Consider the following 17,154-nt stretch of genomic DNA (forward strand, 5'->3'; position numbering starts at 1 on the left):
CCGTAACCGCTATAGAAACACGATGGAAACGGATGGAAAAAATCTGCGTCGCGGCTGGACGACCGGCGCTTGCGCGACGGCGGCAACGAAGGCTGCCTGCACCGCGTTGCTGACCGGTGAGTTTCCATACCCTGTCGAGATCGAACTTCCAAGCGGCAAGCGCGTCGGCTTTTCGCTGGCCACCAGCCATCGAGGCGATGGCTTTGCCAAGGCCGGCGTCATAAAAGACGCGGGCGATGACCCTGACGTGACCCACGGTGCGTTGGTGGAAAGCAGTGTGCGCCCCGGAAAACCCGGCAGCGGCATCACCTTCAAGGCGGGCAGCGGCGTTGGCATCGTTACACGTCCTGGACTGCCGCTGGCCGTCGGGGAGCCTGCGATTAATCCCGTACCGCGCAAGATGATCGAGAAAGCCATCCACGAGGTCGCAGGCGAGAATGCCGATTTCGAAGTGGAGATATCCGTCGAAAATGGCGAGAAGATCGCCGAGAAGACGCTGAATGGCAGGCTCGGTATCATCGGCGGCATCTCCATTCTTGGCACAACAGGCATCGTCATTCCCTTTTCGTGCTCGGCCTGGATTCACTCCATCTGGCGGGGCATAGACGTGGCACGTGCCGAGGGGCTGCCCCATATTCTTGGTGCGACGGGTAATGCCTCGGAAAAAGCCGGACAAGCCCTGCACGGCCTGCCGGAAACGGCCCTGATCGATATGGGCGATTTCATCGGCGGAATGCTGAAATATCTGCGGACCCACCCGGTCGAGAAACTGACCATTGCCGGTGGCGTCGCCAAAATGACCAAGCTCGCCCAAGGCATGCTCGACGTCCATTCCAAGCGTGGCCTCGCGGATCTGGATGCGCTGGCGAAACTCGCGACGGAAGCGGGTGGAGACGAGGCTTTGGTAGACGTCATCCGCCACGCCAACACCGTGTCCCATGCCTTCACCATGGCAGGCAACGCGGGCATAGACTTGGGCAGCGTCGTGGCCGAGAAGGCCTGGAAAACGGCGGCGGATGCGCTCAATACGCCGGAGACTGCGCTCGAAATTCTGGTGTTTGACCGCGAGGGAGCATTAAAGGGGCGCTACGGCTTCGCGCCATCCCATCACGTTTCGGCTTTTCCATCCGGCGAGCGGAACCGCCGCACATAATCCGTGCTGTAAAGCGCGCTTTCGCGGAAATCCTCCGACGCCAAGCCCTTGCCGACGAAAATCAGCGCTGTGCGCTCCACCGGTTCTTCTGCAAGCTTTGCTTCGATATCGCCCAACGTGCCCTTGATGATCCGCTCCTCCGGCCATGACGCCCGCACGACGATGGCAACGGGGCAGTCCGCTCCATAAAGCGGCGTCAAATCCTCGACCACCTTGGCAATGGCATGGATGGCAAGGTGGATGGCGAGCGTCGCACCCGTCGCGCCGAATGCCTTCAACGTTTCCGTCTCCGGCATTTTGGAGGCGCGGCCCGACACGCGGGTCAGCACGAGGCTTTGGGCTACTTCCGGCACCGTCAATTCCCGCCGTAACGTGGCAGCGGCAGCGGCAAAGGAGGGAACGCCGGGTGTGACGGTGTAATCCAGCCCCAGACGCTCCAGACGGCGGATTTGCTCGCCCATGGCGCTCCAGACCGAGAGGTCGCCGGAATGCAGCCGGGCCACGTCCTTGCCGTCACGGGCGGCGGCGGCATATTCAGCCTCGATATCATCGAGCGATAGCGCTGCCGTATCGACGATGCGGGCACCGGGAGGGCAATAGTCCAGCAGCGCCTTCGGCACCAGCGAGCCCGCATAAAGGCAGACCGGGCAGGCAGCGATGAGATCGCGCCCGCGCACGGTAATAAGGTCTGCCGCACCCGGTCCTGCGCCGATAAAATGAACCGTCATTCGTCGTCTCCTAAAGTGGCAAGCGCCACCGTCATATCGCCGATCACCATTCGCGGGGCGATCAGCCTTGATTGTGGTCCCAGAGCCGCAAGCGCCGCGGCCTCGCTGAGGCTTAGCGAACCGGAATGCTTCAGGCTGACAGCCGAATGGGTAATGGTGCGGCCGCTAGCCAGTTCGAAATCGGGCTGCGCCACCACGACGAAGGCCATATTGAGCCGCGTAGCTGCCTCCAGCAAACCTGGCTCATCGGCCTTAATGGGCGCCGTTGCAATGAAATCGATCGCCACGCCGTGTTCTTTCGACGCCGCCTCGAGTGCAGCGATGATCGTCTCTGCACTGGTTCCCTTGCGGCATCCGATCCCGGCAACAATCACGGCTTGACCCATGCCCATTGCGTAACCGGCATGGCCGGACGCCAACCCTGCATGGAACCAACCGGCGACGCGCGCGCGACCTCAAGCCGGATCAGCGAACCACCCAACCGCGCCTGAGCGGCCAGCAGCATCGCCTCCATCTCCAGTGTCACCGCATTGGCCACTAACCGACCGCCGGGCTTCATGGCCTCGATAGCGCCATCCAGCACGCCATCTTCGCTGCCACCGCCGCCGATGAAAATGGCGTCAGGCGTGGCCAAGCCCTCGAAAGCATCCGGTGCCGCACCAATGACCACCTCCAGCCCCGGCACGCCGAAGGCTTCAGCATTGCGCATGGCGCGTTCAGCCCGTTCCGCATTCTGCTCGATGCCGATGGCGCGCAACGAGGAATGTGCCAGCATCCATTCGATGCCGATGGAGCCGGAGCCCGCACCGATATCCCACAGCAATTCGCCGTGACGTGGAGCAAGAGAGGAGAGGGTGACGGCACGTATTTCGCGCTTGGTCATCTGACCATCATGTTCGAACAGAGCGTCATCCAGACCTTGGACGTAGGGTAGGATGCGCGCCTTTTCATCCGCCACGACATGAATTGCCACAACATTCAGCGGATCGATATCGTTATGAGAAAACGCAGCGGCCTTGCCGTGCCTTATTTTCTCGCGCGGACCGCCCAAAGCCTCCAGTAAACTAAAATCCGAAGGCCCGAATCCATTCTCCGACAAAAGTGCCGCCAAAAGGGCAGGGGCTTTTTCATCCGATGTCAGGACGATGAGTTTCGCACAGGCATGCAGATGCGGTCGGATGAGATCGATGGAGCGGCCGTGCAAGGAAACGCATTCCACATCCTGCAAGGCCCAGCCCAGCCGCGAGGCCGCCAGCGAAAAGGCCGATGGGGCAGGGTAGGAGATGGTTTCGCCCAAAGCCACATGCCGCAGGAGTGTGACGCCGACACCGTAAAAGAAGGGATCACCCGAGGCCAGCACACAGACTTTGTGACCACGCAGCGCGATCACGTCGGCCATATCAACATCGAACGGTACCGGCCATAGCCGCGCTTCACCTTTGATTGCAGCCGCTGCCAGCGCCAGATGACGCTTGCCGCCGAAGACGAATTCAGCGCTTTCGATAGCGCGGCGCGCGTCCTCGCCCAGACCGGCGAGGCCATTTTCGCCAATGCCGACGATGGAAAGCCACGGTTCACCCGGCTTTTTGCTGGATGCGCCATCGATTCCGGCATATTCAGACGCCATGACACGCTCCATACTCATTCTCGGCGGTACGGCGGATGCCCGCATTCTGGCCGGAAAACTGGCGGAAGACTCCGGTTATCGGCTGCTTCTGTCCATGGCTGGCCGCACCCGTGATCCGGTGCCGCAACCCGTGCCGATGCGCACCGGAGGCTTTGGCGGCGCGAGCGGTTTGGCGGCGTTCATCACCGAAAACCAGTTCGATCTGCTGGTCGATGCGACGCACCCTTATGCGGCGCGTATCTCTGCCAACGCAATCGAGGCCGCACGACTGGCCAAGATTCCGCTTGTCACGCTGGAGCGCCCCGCTTGGGAAAAACAACCCGATGATGACTGGCAGAGCGTGGCCGATGTCGAGAGTGCTGTGGCTGCTCTCGGCGCGGAAAGCACAAACGCCTTCCTCGCGCTCGGTCGTCAGGAACTTCTGCCCTTCGAGGCAGCACCGCAGCACCATTATCTCATTCGCAGCGTCGATCCGGTCGAGCCACCGCTCAACATTGTCCACGCGCGTTACATCACCGCTCGCGGTCCCTTTGCGCTGAACGACGAAATGACCTTGCTGCGCGATAACCGTATCGCCTTCATCGTTTCCAAAAACTCCGGCGGCACGGCGGCCTATGCAAAGATCGAGGCGGCGCGACGGTTGGGCATCACGGTACTGATGATCGAGCGCCCGGCGCTTTCCCGCACAGCTAACGTACCGACCGTCGATGCCGCCCTGGCCGCCATCCGCCATCAGCTTTCCCTTTTGGACGAACGGGGCGAATAGACGATGGGCGGCTGGCCATCACGCTCGATCAGCCGCGTTTCCACCGAACCGACAATGATACAGGTAGCCATATCCGCCAAATCGCTTGCCGCGTCAGACAGCGGCACCACCCGCATACGCTCATCCGCCCGCCCGGCAGCACGCCCGAAAATGACGGGGACGGTGCCCGGCAGATGGGCGCGCAGCACATCGAAAGCCGTTGTCAGCTGGTGCGGGCGCGCCTTGCTGACGGGATTGTAGAACGCCATCACGAAACCGGCCTCAGCCGCCGCAATCAGTCGCTTTTCGATCAGAGACCAGGGTTTCAGATTATCCGAAAGAGAAATCGCGCAGAAATCATGCCCGAGTGGTGCTCCCGCTTTTGCAGCAACCGCCAGCATGGCCGTCACACCCGGCACGACGGACAAATCGATCTCGCGCCATTCCGCAGGGCCGTTTTCGATAGCCTCGCAAACCGCCGCCGCCATGGCGAAAACACCGGGATCTCCGCCAGAGACGACACAGACCTTGCCGCCAGCCGCTGCTATCGTCAGCGCCGCCTCGGCGCGGGAGAGTTCTTCGCGATTATCGGAGGCGTGGCGACGTTGGTGGGGTGCTAGCGAAAGCCGGTCGAGATAGGGAATATAGCCGAAAAAGTCCTCCGCCTCGCGCACCGCCTCCAGCGCTTCCGGCGTGATCTGGCCCTTTTTGCCCGGGCCAAGCCCGACGACGGTGAGACGACCGCTCATGCTGGCTCTCCACCCGAAGGCCTGTCTTTCCAGCCCGGAACCAGAACCAGCGAGAAGTAAGGGGCGGGCGAACCATCATGCTCCACCAGACGCATGGCATGGCCGTTTTCCATCGTACCGCGTTCGACATAAAGCGCGCTTTGCAGTTTGCCCGCTCTTTCCAGCGCCCGGCGGATTTTCGGCAGGTTGCGCCCGACCTTCATGATGACAGCGCCATCGGTACCGGAAAGCCGTTCCGTCAATGTCTCCTCGCCCAGAGTACCCGGCAAAACGCTCAAGATGTCGTCGCCCTGCACCAGGGGCAGCCCGGCCATGGACCAGCAACCGGACATGGCGGTGATGCCCGCCACGACCTCTGCCGGATAAGATGGCGCAAGCCGAAGGTGCAGATGCATATAGGAGCCATAAAACAGCGGATCGCCTTCTGACAGAACCGCGACGCTGCGCCCGGCATCGAGATGAACCGCGATATCCTTCGCAGACTGATCGAAAAACCCAGCAATAGCGCCGCGATAATCATCCCCGTCCTTGTCGCTTTCGACAGTTACCGGATAGACCAGCGGCATTTCCAGCGTGCCGGGGCGAATGAAGCTCTCAACGATGCCGCGCCCGTTGCCCTTGCTGCCCTTCTTGCAGAAGAAGGCGACGACATCGGCATTCTCGATGGCGCGCACCGCTTTCAGCGTCAGGAGCTCGGGATCACCCGGGCCAGTACCGACACCGATCAGCCTGCCCTTCAGCGCCGTCTGCGGCGCGGGATCGAACAGTGCCGCGCTCATAGGCCGGGCCTCGCGACGGCGTTGACCGCCGCTGCCGTCATGGCCGAACCGCCGAGGCGGCCCTTGACGATGGCGTAGGGAATGCCCAGCGGACTTTCCTCCAGCGCATCCTTCGATTCCATCGCGCCGACGAAACCAACCGGCATGCCGATGATGGCGGCAGGGCGGGGTGCGCCGCGCTCCAGCATTTCCAGAAGATAAAACAGCGCGGTCGGCGCATTACCGATGGCCACCACAGCGCCATCCAGCTTTTCGCCCCAGAGATCGAGGGCTGCAGCTGAACGGGTATTGCCGATGGCCTTTGCCAGTTCGGGTGTTTGGGGGCTGCGCAAGGTGCAGATCACTTCATTGCGGGCGGGTAGGCGCGCGCGCGTTACGCCATGCGCCACCATTTCGGCGTCGCAGAGAATGGGCTTGCCCGCTTCCAACGCACCGCGCGCAGCTGCCACGAAATCGGGAGAAAAGCGAAAATGCTCTGCCGCCTCCACCTGTCCGCAGGCGTGGATCATGCGGATGGCAATTTCGGCCTGGTCAGGCGTAAAGGCAGACAGATCGGCCTCTTCCCGCACCATCGCGAAGGAGCGCTCATAGATCGCGTTTCCATCGCGAATATAGTCGTATTCAATCATCGATCATCCTGTCGGAGCGCCGCGACAATCTTTTGCCTGCCAAGACGGGCAAGCAGCGCGCGGGCATTTTCTCCGGGCTTATGTTCTTTTTCATACAAACGGGCAAGTCGCGAAAGTGCGGCCTTCTGCTCCGTGACGGGCAAAATCACGTCTGGTGCATCCGAAACACGGCCCGAATAGCGAAATGCCAGCCCTTCGGAAGAGCCGGAGAAAGCCAGCGGCGCTGCCGTGGGATGAGCGCAACCCTTGCCGCAGCCGGAAAGATGCAGCGTGATCGAGCCATCCAGCAGGGCGGCACAGTCATCCGCCGCGTGTTCGGCCAGCTCTCTCGTGGCGATGAAGGCGGAGGCGCAAGCGGGTTCACCAGCGCACACGGCAATGGCGGAACGCGGATCATGCGCATTCGTGACGAAGCCTGCTTCGTGCGCCTGGACAAGAAGCGTTTGGCAAGCGTCTTCGTTTCCGAGACAATAGAGGGCATGGGCTGGGCCGGGTCTGACAATGCTGATGCCAAGCGTCGAAGCCACAGTGCAAAGGGAAGACAGCGCCTCTGCCGCGATTTGTCCGTAGGCTGGCGCAAGGGCGGCGGTGAAGAGGTTCTGCGAGAGGCGCATCAGACCGTATTGGTGTGCTTCTTTATCGCCGTCAATATTTTGTCCCGAAACACTTTCGAGCAGCCTGCCCGCACATACGGCCCGCACCGTTTCAATATCCAAGTCACGACCGCGCGCGTCCTGACCGCGATCGGCGAGATACGTCAGAATATCGATGACGACGTCAGCAGCATGTTCGGTGCGCAGCAGACCGGTCTGCAATGCCTTGGCTTCCGTGCCACCCAGCATAAGCTGCCACAGCAAGCCATCATCGGCGCGAACGGCATTCAGCCTGATATCCGCCATCAGATCACCCATGCTCACATGGCCGCCGCCATCGATGACGACAGACATTTTCGCAGCCAGCCTTTCGGACAGGTGAAGCGCATCGCTACGCTCCTCTATCCGCCTGACGATATTGCGCGGATCGGCAATGGCCGTGTCATCCATGCCTGCCAGAGGCGAAGTTTCTACCGCCAAACCCTGCCGCAGCGGCAGACCAAGAGCCGGAACATCATGTTCAAGCGCCACGGCACTCTCAGCCGTCAGACCACGAAATTGCAAACCACCACGCGCGGTGATGTCGATCAGCCCGTTTCCGTGCTGGATGGCGAGGGCACATAGCGCCGCAAGATCGCCCGGAGAAATAGCATCCGTGAAGGCAATGCGAGACAAAAGGCCATCGCCCGTCGGCATGGGGGCAGACAGGGCCGGGCAGGTGCCGCGACGGGTGAAAGGCTTGATATCGGCTGGGCGGCTTGCGCTCATGCACTCACCCTCACCGGCTTTGGCGCAATCAGCATTTCAAGCTCGGCATCCACAGCGTTGCGGTGGCTGTGCCAGAGGCCTCGGCGGCGGGCGGAGAGAAAGCGTTGCGCCATCACTTCTGCGGCCTGCGGATTTTCCCGCAGAATGAAATCGCGGACCTCTTCATTGCCGAAATAGGCATCGTAGAGCGCCTCGATCAAAGACGATGACACCGCATGCGTCGTTTCGGCAAAACCGATCAGCCGGTCCACCGTCTCGGCAAATTCCGCCGCCCCGCGTGGCCCATGCCGCATCTGCCCGGCAATGAAGCGCGGATTGATGGCGCGGGCGCGCACGACGCGGGTGATGGCCTGCGCAATGGAGCGCGCACGGGGGCGGGCTGGATCGGTCGTATCAAGCGCCACCACATCGGCAGATTGACCCAGCGCCGCCTTGGCCGCCGCAAAGCCGCCGATAAAGGCGACATCGGAGGAGCCATCGAGAAGATCGCGACCCGGATCGTCGCCGGTGTGTACCAAGAGGTCGGCCTTTTCCACCTGGCTCGCAAAGCCCGCATCTGCAGAAACGCCAAGCCCATCTGCGCCGCCGAAAGCATGGCTGGCGGCATCCAGATAGATCTGGCCGAGCTCTTCGCGCTCATCCCAGCGCCCGTTTGCCAACTTTTCTTCGATACCAGCGCCATAGGTACCTGGTGCGGAGCCAAAAATGCGCGCCGGTATGTGGCCGAGGTGCGCTGCTTCTTCGCCCAAAGGGTTATCACCCGGAGATTCCTCCCGCCGCGCAATCGCCTTCGCGGCAGCATCGAGCAGGGCAATCAAAGCCGGGAACATATCGCGGAAGAGGCCGGAAATGCGGAATGTCACATCCACGCGGGGGCGTCCCAGTGCGGCGGGCGGCAGCACTTCGATGCCGGTGACGCGGCCGGTGGCCTGATCGTAAATGGGCCTTGCACCCATCAGGTGCAGCGCCTGGCCTACATCCTCGCCGCCATTGCGCAAAGAAGCCGAACCCCAGAGATCGAAGACCAGATGTTTCGGCCAGTCGCCATGGCTCTGCAAATAATGCCTCAGGACCTCCTCGCCCGCCATTCGGCCCAACTCGAAGGCAGTCGGCGTCGGCATGGTGCGCGGGTCTGCGGCGTAGAGATTTCGGCCCGTCGGCAACACATCCTGTCGTCCACGCGCCGGAGCGCCCGCTGGACCCGATGTGATGTGCCGCCCATCAAGCGCCGCCAGCAGCGCTATCTTTTCCGCTGCTGCACTTTGCATTCGCAGAGAATCCGGCTCATCATCCGCGCAGCGGCCAAACACGTGCTGGCCGTCCTTGATGGCAAAATCCTTGAGGTCGCAGAGAAAGGCATCGATCCGCGAGAGCGCGGTATCAGCATCATCCTGCGTGCCGACACCAGCATCCGCCGCGAGCCCAGTTTCCTGCGCCTTTTCGACAATCAGTTTCGCCAGCCGGTCACGGCGGCGGCGGTCCAAGCCATCCGCCTGCGCATATTCATCGACCAGCTGTTCCAGCGCCATCTGCTCTGGCGACAGACCAGCATCGACCAAGACAGGGGGAATATGCCCGATGGTCACGGCAGCGATGCGCCGCTTGGCAACCGCGGCTTCGCCCGGATTGGAGACGATGAATGGATAGATCACCGGCAGCGGGCCGGTCACGATTTCCGGGAAGCAGGCTTGCGACAGCGCCACCGTCTTTCCCGGCAGCCATTCCAGCGTGCCATGGGCGCCGACATGGATAATGGCATGTGCGTCGAGGCTTTTCTGCATCCAAGCCCCGAAGGCGACCAGCGCATGCCGAGGCGGCAGGGCTGGGTCGTGGTAATCCACCCGCCGATCTTCATTGCGGCCACGATCCGGCGCAAGTGCCACCGTTACGGTGCCGAATCGAGCGGCGCGGAAGTGGAACATACCATCGGTGACGGCATCGTCCGCGTCGCCCCATGTCTCATCCAAGGCCAGATCGGCATATTGTGGCAGGTCACTGCGAAAGGCTGAATAATCGGCAAGGCGGAAACTGGCGGTTTCGTTTTCAACACGGTCTAGTAGCGCCCGCGCCGTCTCTGGAATATCATCCACCGCGTAATTGGCATCGCGCAGGTCGCGCAGCATCTCCAGCACGCTTTGCGGCACATCCAGACCAACGGCATAACCAGTCCGTCCCGGCGCCGCGCCCGGATAATCCGGCATGAGAATGACGATCTTCCGCTCAGAGGGAGCGGCATTCTTCAAACGAAGAAAAGCGGCGATGCGGTTTGCAACCTGCTCGACACGATCCGGCTCAGCCTGATGAACGAGGCCACGCCCACCCTCCGGGTCGGGTGCCTTGAAGGAAATCGCCCCGGCCAGAAGACGGCCATCCAGCTCCGGCAGCACCACATGCATGGCGAGATCGGACGGGTTGAGGCCACGCATATTGTCCGCCCAGCCATCGCGGCGGGTGGTGGCCATGATGACCTGAAAGGTCGCCACGCCCAGCCGGTCGAACAGGCTCCTGCCGTCCCCATCCGACTGGCTGGCAAAAGCCGTTGCCGTCACCATCGCCGCCGGCTTCAAACGACCGAGCGTCTCTTCCAGAAACCGGATCGCTTCATTGTCCTTCAAGCCGCTGACGAAGATGGGCAAAGGGGCAAAGCCGCGCTTTCGAAGTGCTGTGTAAAGCGCATCAATTGGCGCGACATCGGCGGCCATGAGCATGGAGCGGTAAAACAGGATCGGCAGCAGTGGCGCACCATTTGCGAAGCCATTCAGCGCAGCATCGAGGTCAACGACGCCTTCATCGGGCTTGTAAAATCCGCTTTTTGGCAAAGGCTCTGCTGCCATGTCCGGCCAGACTTCCCCCTGCGCAAAGGCCGAAAGCCCTTTTGCTACCCGGTCCATATTCTCAGGCCCGCCTTCCCGGAAGAAAGACAGGATTTTGAACTGCGTCGGCAGATCGACTGTGGACGCCGCTTCAAGCTTCTCATCGCGCTCGCTGCATTCCCCAGGCAAGAGCACCAGCTTGATACCGCGCCGCCGCGCCATTCTCGACAGTTCGTCGACGCCATAACGCCAGCGGTCCGCACCGCCGAGAATCCGGATAAGGATTAGCTTGGCATGTTCCGCCGTCTTTTCGATCCACAGATCGACCGACATGGGATGGCGAAGTTCGGAAAGGTTGGCGGAGAGGAGCGAGACCGACCCATCCGTACTGCGCTGCCATCCGCGTTCCAACCCGCCCAGATCGCTGGCCGAAAAGGACAGCACCACCACATCCGCCTGACCCTGGTTGAGATCAACAGGCTCGATCAGATCGTCCAGAGACGAGGATGTGGTGGCGAGGATGTGCATGGATCAGGCCGCCAGCATCCGCTCGATTTTCGCGCGGTCGAGACCCTTTTCACCGATCACCACCAGACGGCTGCGACGAACTTCACCTGTCGCCCATGGACGGTCGAAGTAATGGTTGACGCGCGAACCGACCGCCTGCACCTGCAAACGCATCGGCTTGGACGAGACCTCGACAAAACCCTTGATGCGCAGAACATTTTCGGAGGCCGCCGTTTCGGAAATGCGTGCAGCCAGCGCATCGGCGTCCGTTACAGCATCCAGTTCCACGACGAAGCTGTCGAACTCGTCGTGATCGTGGTCTTCTTCCTCATCGTGATGGGTGTGACGGTTTTCGATGTCCTCTTCCACCGCAAGACCAAGCCCGATCAGCACGGCGGGATCGACCGCACCATTGGAGGCGACCACAATCTTTGCCGCTTTCGGCAGATGCGCATTGATATGCGCCTTGGCGCGCTCCAGACCTTCGGCATCCAGCAGATCGCCCTTGGTCAGAACGATGAGGTCGGCGCAGGCAATCTGGTCCTCGAAGACTTCTTCGACCGGATCGTCGTGATCGAGCGCTTCGTCATTCTGGCGCTGGGCTGCCAGTGCCTCCAGATCATGCGAGACCATCCCTTCGGCAAGGGCTGCACCATCGGCCACGGCCACCACAGCATCCACCGTCACCCGGCTTTTGATGGCGGGCCACTGGAAGGCCTGCACGAGTGGCTTTGGCAGAGCAAGGCCCGATGTCTCGATCAGAATATGCTCGACGCGCGGCTGACGGCTCAGAATCTGTTCGATGGCGGGCTGGAAATCATCGGCCACGGTGCAGCAGATGCAGCCATTGGCCAGTTCCACAATGTTTTCTTCCGGGCAGCTTTCGATGCCGCAGCCTTTCAGAATTTCGCCATCGATGCCGACATCGCCGAACTCGTTGACGATGATCGCCAGCCGTTTGCCCTCGAGCTTTTCCAGAAGGCCGCGCAAAAGCGTGGTTTTGCCCGCGCCCAGAAAGCCGGTGATGATGGTGCAGGGAACGCGATCGAGCGTGGTCATGATGTCTCCTCGGTAAAATGCAAAGGGGGAATGCGCGACACAAGGCCACGCTTCAAACTATCAGGGCGTCCGCGCCAGGGCATCAGCCCATCCGGTGCTGCGGCTAGCAAGCGCGCGCCCGTCGTCAGGTCTGCGGCATCGTTTTCCGTCAGGCCGCCAAACATGTAGGACCAGCCGTCGGCGCTGCGCATGGCGGCGCTGAGGCCACGCTTGCAATTGGCGAGGCAATTGACGCTGCGAACGGTCACGCCTTCACTCGCTCCAAGCGCTAACGCAGCCTCCGTCAGAAGTGCGCCGGGGCGGGGGTCTGCATTCGGTTCGGCTTCAGACCGGCAGCTGCGGCAGACGAAGACCACGACGCCGGGTGCGGTGTCACGGTCCGTCTTTTCGGTCTGGCTGGTCGATGTTGCTGTAATATCCAAGGGTCTGCTTTCCGCGCCTTCAAAATGCTTCAGGGGTGCGGATATCGAAAACGGAATGCGGGACACGCACAACCATCGTTCGAACAACCGGCTGACCGGAGCACCCCGCCCGGCAGACGTTTTTCCTGAAACGGCAGGTCTCCTGGCTTGCGGCTTCAACACCCTTGCGCTGCCTTCCCGGATTGTCATCCAGTGGCTTTCAGCGCGGGCTCACCGCTTACAGTTGCGGGGGCAGCCACGGATTTGTCCGCTCAAGCGAAATGCACCGTGTTCCCTCTTAGCTTTTCCCGTTGCCGGAAAAAGACCGTCAGTCCTTAACCCTTATGCCCTGCGATGCTTTTGTGTCAATGCCGCGCATCATTGCCGCGGCACGCGTTTTGGTTATAGTCGCCGCTTTGAAAAAGCATGAGACCCGGAAGGACCAGCCGCCATGACCCGCGACATCAGCGACAGCGAAGCCGAACGTCACCGCGCCAAAATGGTCAACCGCAAGGCCGTTCAGGACGCCGAAGTCTCGGAAAAGACCATCGAAAAAGGTCTGCTGATGATCAACACCGGCCCGGGCAAGGGCAAGTCCACCGCCGCCTTTGGTCTGGCCCTGCGCATGCTGGGCACCGGCAGACGCGTTGGCATCGTGCAGTTCATCAAGGGCGCATGGTCCACTGGCGAGCAGGGCGCTCTGGCACTGTTCGGAGATCGGGTGGAATGGCGCACCATGGGTGAAGGTTTCACGTGGGACACTCAGGATCTCAAACGCGACGTCGCCGCCGCCACCAAAGCATGGGAAGAGGCAAAGACGCTGATGGCCGATGACACCATCGGCCTCGTGGTTCTTGATGAACTCAACATCGCGCTGCGCTATGACTATCTGCCGCTGGAAGAGGTCGTGGAGACCCTGCAGAACCGTCGCCCCGGCCTGCACGTCATCGTCACCGGCCGCAACGCCAAGCAGCCGCTGATCGATGCCGCCGATATGGTGACGGAGATGACGCTGGTGAAACACCACTTCAAGGCAGGCGTCAAAGCCCAGTCCGGTATTGAGTTCTGATCAATGACAGCACGCGTTTTGATGTTTCAGGGAACCGGCTCCGATGTCGGCAAATCGCTGATGGTGGCGGGGCTGGCGCGTGCCTTTACCCGGCGCGGGCTGTCCGTCATGCCCTTCAAACCGCAAAACATGTCCAACAATGCCGCCGTGACCGCCGATGGTGGTGAAATCGGCAGGGCGCAGGCCTTGCAGGCGCGCGCCGCAGGCGTTCCCCTTTCCGTGCATATGAACCCGGTGCTGCTCAAACCCCAGAGCGAAACGGGCGCACAGGTGGTTGTGCAGGGCAAGGTCATCGGCAATGCCAAGGCGGCGGATTATCAGCACATGAAAGCGGGTTTGATGCCGCGCGTGCTGGAAAGTTTCGAGCATCTCAAAACCAAGGCAGATCTGGTGCTGGTGGAAGGCGCGGGCAGTGCATCCGAAGTCAATCTCCGCGCCAATGACATTGCCAATATGGGCTTTGCCCGGGCAGCCGATGCGCCTGTCATCCTCATCGGCGATATCGACCGTGGCGGCGTCATTGCCAGCCTCGTGGGCACGAAGACGGTTCTGGATGCGGATGATGCGGCCATGATCGAAGGTTTCATCGTCAACCGCTTCAGGGGTGATCCCAGCCTGTTCGATGAGGGGATGCGGATCATCGCAGACAAGACCGGCTGGAACCCGATTGGCCTGTTGCCGCATTTTGCAGATGCCAGTCGCTTGCCTGCCGAAGATGCGCTGGGGCTTTCGGCACCGGGACAGAGGAAACCGGGTGCCAAAATCCGCATTGCGGTGCCCATCCTGCCGCATATCTCCAATTTCGATGACCTCGACCCGCTGGAGGCGGAACCGGATGTCGAACTGATCCGGGTGCGCCAAGGGGATGTCATCCCGGCAGATTGCGCGCTGGTGCTGCTGTGCGGTTCCAAATCCACGATTGCCGATCTCACCACTTTGAAAAATGCAGGTCTGGATGTGGATATCAAAGCGCATCTTCGGCGCGGCGGTTCTGTGCTTGGCCTATGCGGCGGTTACCAGATGCTGGGCAATAGTGTTGCCGACCCTGATGGGATCGAAGGCGCGCCGGTGACCGTGCAGGGGCTAGGTGTGCTTGACGTCGATACCGTGCTGACCGGCGACAAGAAGCTTGTGTCGGTGACAGGTCGCAGTTTCGACGGCGTATGCTTCTCCGGCTATGAAATGCATGTCGGCGTGACAAAAGGGCCAGACGATATCAGACCGTTTTCGACCATCGGCAATCATACAGACGGAGCCATCTCCCCGGACGGGCGCGCGCTCGGTACCTATATCCACGGCCTTTTTGCAGACGATGCCCAGCGCAGCGCATGGCTTCAACGTCTTGGGGCTGATCGCTCCGTACTGAATTACGAAGAACAGGTCGATGCTGTGCTGGACGGGCTGGCCGATCATATGGAACGGCACCTCGATCTCGATACGCTGCTGGCTATAGCGCGATAACGAGTGCGAGGGCCCCAAACAGGCCTATCAGCAACGCGTCCGCAATGCGGGCGAGCTTCAACGCCCGGCGAATATCAGCCGCGATCAAATCCCGCCGTCCGCCTTCGCCCATGAAGCGGGCCTCGATCATCTGTCCGCCATAGGAACGTGGTCCGGCCAGCGCAAAACCCAGTGCGCCCGCCATTGCCGCTTCCGGCCATCCGGCATTGGGCGAGCGGTGGTGGCGCGCATCGCGAAACACGGCGCGCATTCCGTTGCGGGGCGAGGCCCCTTTCACAAAACAAGCCGCCAGAATGAAAAGAAATCCGGTGAGACGGGAAGCGGGTAGGTTGACCAGATCATCCAGCCGCGCGGATGCCCATCCAAACGCCTCGTGGCGGGGCGAGCGATGGCCGATCATACTGTCAGCCGTGTTGATGGCCTTATAGCCTGCACCGCCAGCAAGGCCGAGAAGCCCAAGCCACAGCGAAGGCGCGACGATGCCATCGGAAAAATTCTCTGCCAGGCTCTCAATCGCCGCCCGGCACACTGCTGCCTCGTCCAGTCTTTCAGGATCACGCCCGACGATCATCGACACCGCCTTGCGCCCGCCTTCGATACCGTCACGCTCCAGCGCAATGGCTACCGCCTCGACATGCTGTTCCAGACTTTTCTGCGCGGGAAGCGATGCACCGAGAAGCGCGACGATCAGCAAGCCAAGGGGAAGCAGGAGGAGCCAAGTCTGCAACAGTCCGGCCATCAACGCCGTCAAACCGAAGAAGACGGTCAGAGCCGCGACACCCATCATCTTCCGGCGTGAAAATGAATCGCTCTCCCGGTTCCATTTTTTGTCCAAGAGCGCGATAAGCGAACCGATCCAGGTCACGGGGTGGCCGATGCGCTTGAACAGCCAATCGGGATAGCCGACAAGGCGTTCGATCAGCAGGGACAGGAAAGCGAGAGCGAAGAACATGGGCGAAAGGGTACCAGAAAAAGCGCAGCCAGCGATCCGCCATGGTGGCAATCTGGGTCGGGTGCGTCTGCTTTTTCCGAAAGCGCCCGAACCGTGGATCGATCTTTCCACCGGGATCAACCCGCACTCCTACCCGCATTCGCCCATTCCCGCCAGCGCCTTTGCCCGCCTGCCGGAACCGAGTGCCGTGGAAACGCTGAAAGAGATCGCCGCAACGGCTTTCGGCGCACCATCGGCGGCGCACACCGTAGCGGCACCGGGAACGCAGATGCTGATGCCGCTGCTTGCGCAGATCGCTGTCGGGCGGGGCGCCAAAAGCTGCGGCGTTCTCTCCCCCGCCTATGCGGAACACGCCCGCACCGCCCGCATGGCAGGGCTTTCCGTCACCGAGGTATCCGATATCGAGGCCTTGGCCGCCTTCGATTATGCCGTCGTCATCAACCCCAATAATCCCGATGGACGCGTGTGGGAGCGGTCAGAAGTGCTCAAACTGGCCGATGCTTTAGGCCAAAAGGGCGGCATGCTTGTGGTGGATGAGGCCTTCATCGAAACGGGCTATGCCGAAAGCGTTGCGGATGCAACAACCTCGGATGGCCTCGTCGTCCTGCGCTCCTTCGGCAAGTTTTACGGCATGGCAGGCATCCGCCTCGGCTTCGCCATCGCCTGTCCCGATATCGCAGAAAGTCTCGAATCGCGGCTGGGACCATGGGCCGTCTCCGGTCCGGCCCTGCATATTGCGAGCGAAGCTTTGGTGGATCAAGCATGGCGGGATGGGATGAGACTCCGGCTAAAAGAGGATTCCCAAAGGCTAAACGGTCTATTGGAAAAAGTCAGTCTTTCGATTGCTGGTGGCACCTCGCTGTTCACACTTGTGCGTGATGCGCAGGTGCAGGACCTTTCCATCCACCTGATGCGAAACGGTATTCTGACGCGAACTTTCGATGAGAGACCAGACGACCTGCGCTTCGGACTTCCGGGGGTGGAAGCTGAATGGATTAGACTGGAAGCGGCTTTGGTGGAATTCCACTCGGCCCCTGGGACCTCCCGTCATCCTCGGGCTTGATCTGAGGAACTAACGAATCCCAACGTCAAACGTGGTCAGATCCTCGGGACAAGCCCGA

Annotated in this window: 16 protein-coding genes and 1 riboswitch; of the genes, 5 read left to right on the forward strand and 11 right to left on the reverse strand. The window is 61.3% G+C overall.

Annotation, left to right across the window (positions count from 1 at the left end; all coding sequences use genetic code 11):
* Window positions 1-22 precede the first annotated feature (22 nt).
* The gene (locus tag ASF29_RS23260) at window positions 23-1,153 is read left to right on the forward strand and encodes a cobalt-precorrin-5B (C(1))-methyltransferase (RefSeq protein ID WP_062453040.1); all 1,131 of its coding nucleotides are present in this window, start codon (window positions 23-25) and stop codon (window positions 1,151-1,153) included.
* Here ASF29_RS23260 and cobM read toward each other — a convergent pair.
* From cobM to ASF29_RS23275, 3 genes are read right to left on the reverse strand one after another with little or no spacing between them, the layout of a single operon-like run.
* Complete coding sequence (gene cobM, locus ASF29_RS23265; RefSeq protein ID WP_062453041.1) at window positions 1,108-1,881, reverse strand: precorrin-4 C(11)-methyltransferase; 774 nt, start codon at window positions 1,879-1,881, stop codon at window positions 1,108-1,110. The two genes, ASF29_RS23260 and cobM, sit on opposite strands and share 46 nt — an antisense overlap.
* On the reverse strand, window positions 1,878-2,273 hold the full coding sequence (locus ASF29_RS23270; RefSeq protein WP_062453042.1) for a cobalamin biosynthesis protein: 396 nt from the start codon (window positions 2,271-2,273) through the stop codon (window positions 1,878-1,880). The genes cobM and ASF29_RS23270 overlap by 4 nt, the downstream gene beginning before the upstream one ends.
* Window positions 2,252-3,508: a bifunctional cobalt-precorrin-7 (C(5))-methyltransferase/cobalt-precorrin-6B (C(15))-methyltransferase gene (locus ASF29_RS23275; protein WP_062453043.1), complete on the reverse strand. Its 1,257-nt coding sequence runs from the start codon at window positions 3,506-3,508 to the stop codon at window positions 2,252-2,254. The genes ASF29_RS23270 and ASF29_RS23275 overlap by 22 nt, the downstream gene beginning before the upstream one ends.
* Here ASF29_RS23275 and ASF29_RS23280 point away from each other — a divergent pair.
* Window positions 3,507-4,274, forward strand: a complete 768-nt coding sequence (locus ASF29_RS23280; RefSeq protein WP_062453044.1) for a cobalt-precorrin-6A reductase — start codon at window positions 3,507-3,509, stop codon at window positions 4,272-4,274. The two genes, ASF29_RS23275 and ASF29_RS23280, sit on opposite strands and share 2 nt — an antisense overlap.
* Here ASF29_RS23280 and ASF29_RS23285 read toward each other — a convergent pair.
* From ASF29_RS23285 to ASF29_RS23315, 7 genes are read right to left on the reverse strand one after another with little or no spacing between them, the layout of a single operon-like run.
* Window positions 4,241-5,002, reverse strand: a complete 762-nt coding sequence (locus tag ASF29_RS23285) for a precorrin-3B C(17)-methyltransferase (RefSeq protein WP_062453045.1) — start codon at window positions 5,000-5,002, stop codon at window positions 4,241-4,243. The two genes, ASF29_RS23280 and ASF29_RS23285, sit on opposite strands and share 34 nt — an antisense overlap.
* On the reverse strand, window positions 4,999-5,781 hold the full coding sequence (locus tag ASF29_RS23290; protein WP_062453046.1) for a precorrin-2 C(20)-methyltransferase: 783 nt from the start codon (window positions 5,779-5,781) through the stop codon (window positions 4,999-5,001). Before ASF29_RS23290 ends, ASF29_RS23285 begins: the two co-directional genes overlap by 4 nt.
* Window positions 5,778-6,410: a precorrin-8X methylmutase gene (locus tag ASF29_RS23295; protein ID WP_062453047.1), complete on the reverse strand. Its 633-nt coding sequence runs from the start codon at window positions 6,408-6,410 to the stop codon at window positions 5,778-5,780. The genes ASF29_RS23290 and ASF29_RS23295 overlap by 4 nt, the downstream gene beginning before the upstream one ends.
* Entirely contained in the window at window positions 6,407-7,771 is a 1,365-nt protein-coding gene (gene cobG / locus ASF29_RS23300) for a precorrin-3B synthase (RefSeq protein WP_062453048.1), read from the reverse strand. Before cobG ends, ASF29_RS23295 begins: the two co-directional genes overlap by 4 nt.
* Window positions 7,768-11,112 (reverse strand): cobaltochelatase subunit CobN, encoded by a 3,345-nt coding sequence (cobN, locus tag ASF29_RS23305; protein WP_062453049.1) that lies wholly within the window; start codon window positions 11,110-11,112, stop codon window positions 7,768-7,770. The genes cobG and cobN overlap by 4 nt, the downstream gene beginning before the upstream one ends.
* Before the next feature lie 3 nt (window positions 11,113-11,115).
* Window positions 11,116-12,153: a cobalamin biosynthesis protein CobW gene (cobW, locus tag ASF29_RS23310; protein ID WP_062453050.1), complete on the reverse strand. Its 1,038-nt coding sequence runs from the start codon at window positions 12,151-12,153 to the stop codon at window positions 11,116-11,118.
* Window positions 12,147-12,572 (reverse strand): DUF1636 family protein, encoded by a 426-nt coding sequence (locus tag ASF29_RS23315; RefSeq protein WP_062453153.1) that lies wholly within the window; start codon window positions 12,570-12,572, stop codon window positions 12,147-12,149. The genes cobW and ASF29_RS23315 overlap by 7 nt, the downstream gene beginning before the upstream one ends.
* Before the next feature lie 114 nt (window positions 12,573-12,686).
* A riboswitch (cobalamin riboswitch) is annotated at window positions 12,687-12,896 on the reverse strand.
* Between the two features lie 106 nt (window positions 12,897-13,002).
* Between ASF29_RS23315 and cobO the strand changes: the two genes are divergently transcribed.
* Together cobO and ASF29_RS23325 are read left to right on the forward strand one after the other, a co-directional pair.
* Window positions 13,003-13,620, forward strand: coding sequence for a cob(I)yrinic acid a,c-diamide adenosyltransferase (gene cobO / locus ASF29_RS23320; protein ID WP_062453051.1), 618 nt, complete (start codon window positions 13,003-13,005; stop codon window positions 13,618-13,620).
* A 3-nt stretch (window positions 13,621-13,623) separates the two neighbouring features.
* Window positions 13,624-15,081, forward strand: coding sequence for a cobyric acid synthase (locus tag ASF29_RS23325; protein WP_062453052.1), 1,458 nt, complete (start codon window positions 13,624-13,626; stop codon window positions 15,079-15,081).
* On the opposite strand, the gene cbiB is transcribed toward ASF29_RS23325, so the two are convergent.
* The gene (gene cbiB / locus ASF29_RS23330; RefSeq protein WP_062453053.1) at window positions 15,068-16,033 is read right to left on the reverse strand and encodes an adenosylcobinamide-phosphate synthase CbiB; all 966 of its coding nucleotides are present in this window, start codon (window positions 16,031-16,033) and stop codon (window positions 15,068-15,070) included. The genes ASF29_RS23325 and cbiB overlap by 14 nt on opposite strands.
* Here cbiB and cobD point away from each other — a divergent pair.
* The gene (gene cobD, locus ASF29_RS23335; protein WP_062453054.1) at window positions 16,032-17,096 is read left to right on the forward strand and encodes a threonine-phosphate decarboxylase CobD; all 1,065 of its coding nucleotides are present in this window, start codon (window positions 16,032-16,034) and stop codon (window positions 17,094-17,096) included. The two genes, cbiB and cobD, sit on opposite strands and share 2 nt — an antisense overlap.
* Window positions 17,097-17,154: the final 58 nt, after the last annotated feature.

Origin of the sequence: Rhizobium sp. Leaf262, from assembly GCF_001422245.1 — a bacterium.
Classification (GTDB): Bacteria; Pseudomonadota; Alphaproteobacteria; order Rhizobiales; family Rhizobiaceae; genus Agrobacterium.

Bases quoted from the DNA above. Each gene is read 5' to 3' on its own strand.
- ASF29_RS23260 (WP_062453040.1), top strand. From the start codon at position 23: ATGGAAACGGATGGAAAAAATCTGCGTCGCGGCTGGACGACCGGCGCT.
- cobM (WP_062453041.1), bottom strand. From the start codon at position 1,881: ATGACGGTTCATTTTATCGGCGCAGGACCGGGTGCGGCAGACCTTATT.
- ASF29_RS23270 (WP_062453042.1), bottom strand. From the start codon at position 2,273: ATGGGCATGGGTCAAGCCGTGATTGTTGCCGGGATCGGATGCCGCAAG.
- ASF29_RS23280 (WP_062453044.1), top strand. From the start codon at position 3,507: ATGACACGCTCCATACTCATTCTCGGCGGTACGGCGGATGCCCGCATT.
- ASF29_RS23275 (WP_062453043.1), bottom strand. From the start codon at position 3,508: ATGGCGTCTGAATATGCCGGAATCGATGGCGCATCCAGCAAAAAGCCG.
- ASF29_RS23285 (WP_062453045.1), bottom strand. From the start codon at position 5,002: ATGAGCGGTCGTCTCACCGTCGTCGGGCTTGGCCCGGGCAAAAAGGGC.
- ASF29_RS23290 (WP_062453046.1), bottom strand. From the start codon at position 5,781: ATGAGCGCGGCACTGTTCGATCCCGCGCCGCAGACGGCGCTGAAGGGC.
- ASF29_RS23295 (WP_062453047.1), bottom strand. From the start codon at position 6,410: ATGATTGAATACGACTATATTCGCGATGGAAACGCGATCTATGAGCGC.
- cobG (WP_062453048.1), bottom strand. From the start codon at position 7,771: ATGAGCGCAAGCCGCCCAGCCGATATCAAGCCTTTCACCCGTCGCGGC.
- cobN (WP_062453049.1), bottom strand. From the start codon at position 11,112: ATGCACATCCTCGCCACCACATCCTCGTCTCTGGACGATCTGATCGAG.
- cobO (WP_062453051.1), top strand. From the start codon at position 13,003: ATGACCCGCGACATCAGCGACAGCGAAGCCGAACGTCACCGCGCCAAA.
- ASF29_RS23325 (WP_062453052.1), top strand. From the start codon at position 13,624: ATGACAGCACGCGTTTTGATGTTTCAGGGAACCGGCTCCGATGTCGGC.
- cobD (WP_062453054.1), top strand. From the start codon at position 16,032: ATGGGCGAAAGGGTACCAGAAAAAGCGCAGCCAGCGATCCGCCATGGT.
- cbiB (WP_062453053.1), bottom strand. From the start codon at position 16,033: ATGTTCTTCGCTCTCGCTTTCCTGTCCCTGCTGATCGAACGCCTTGTC.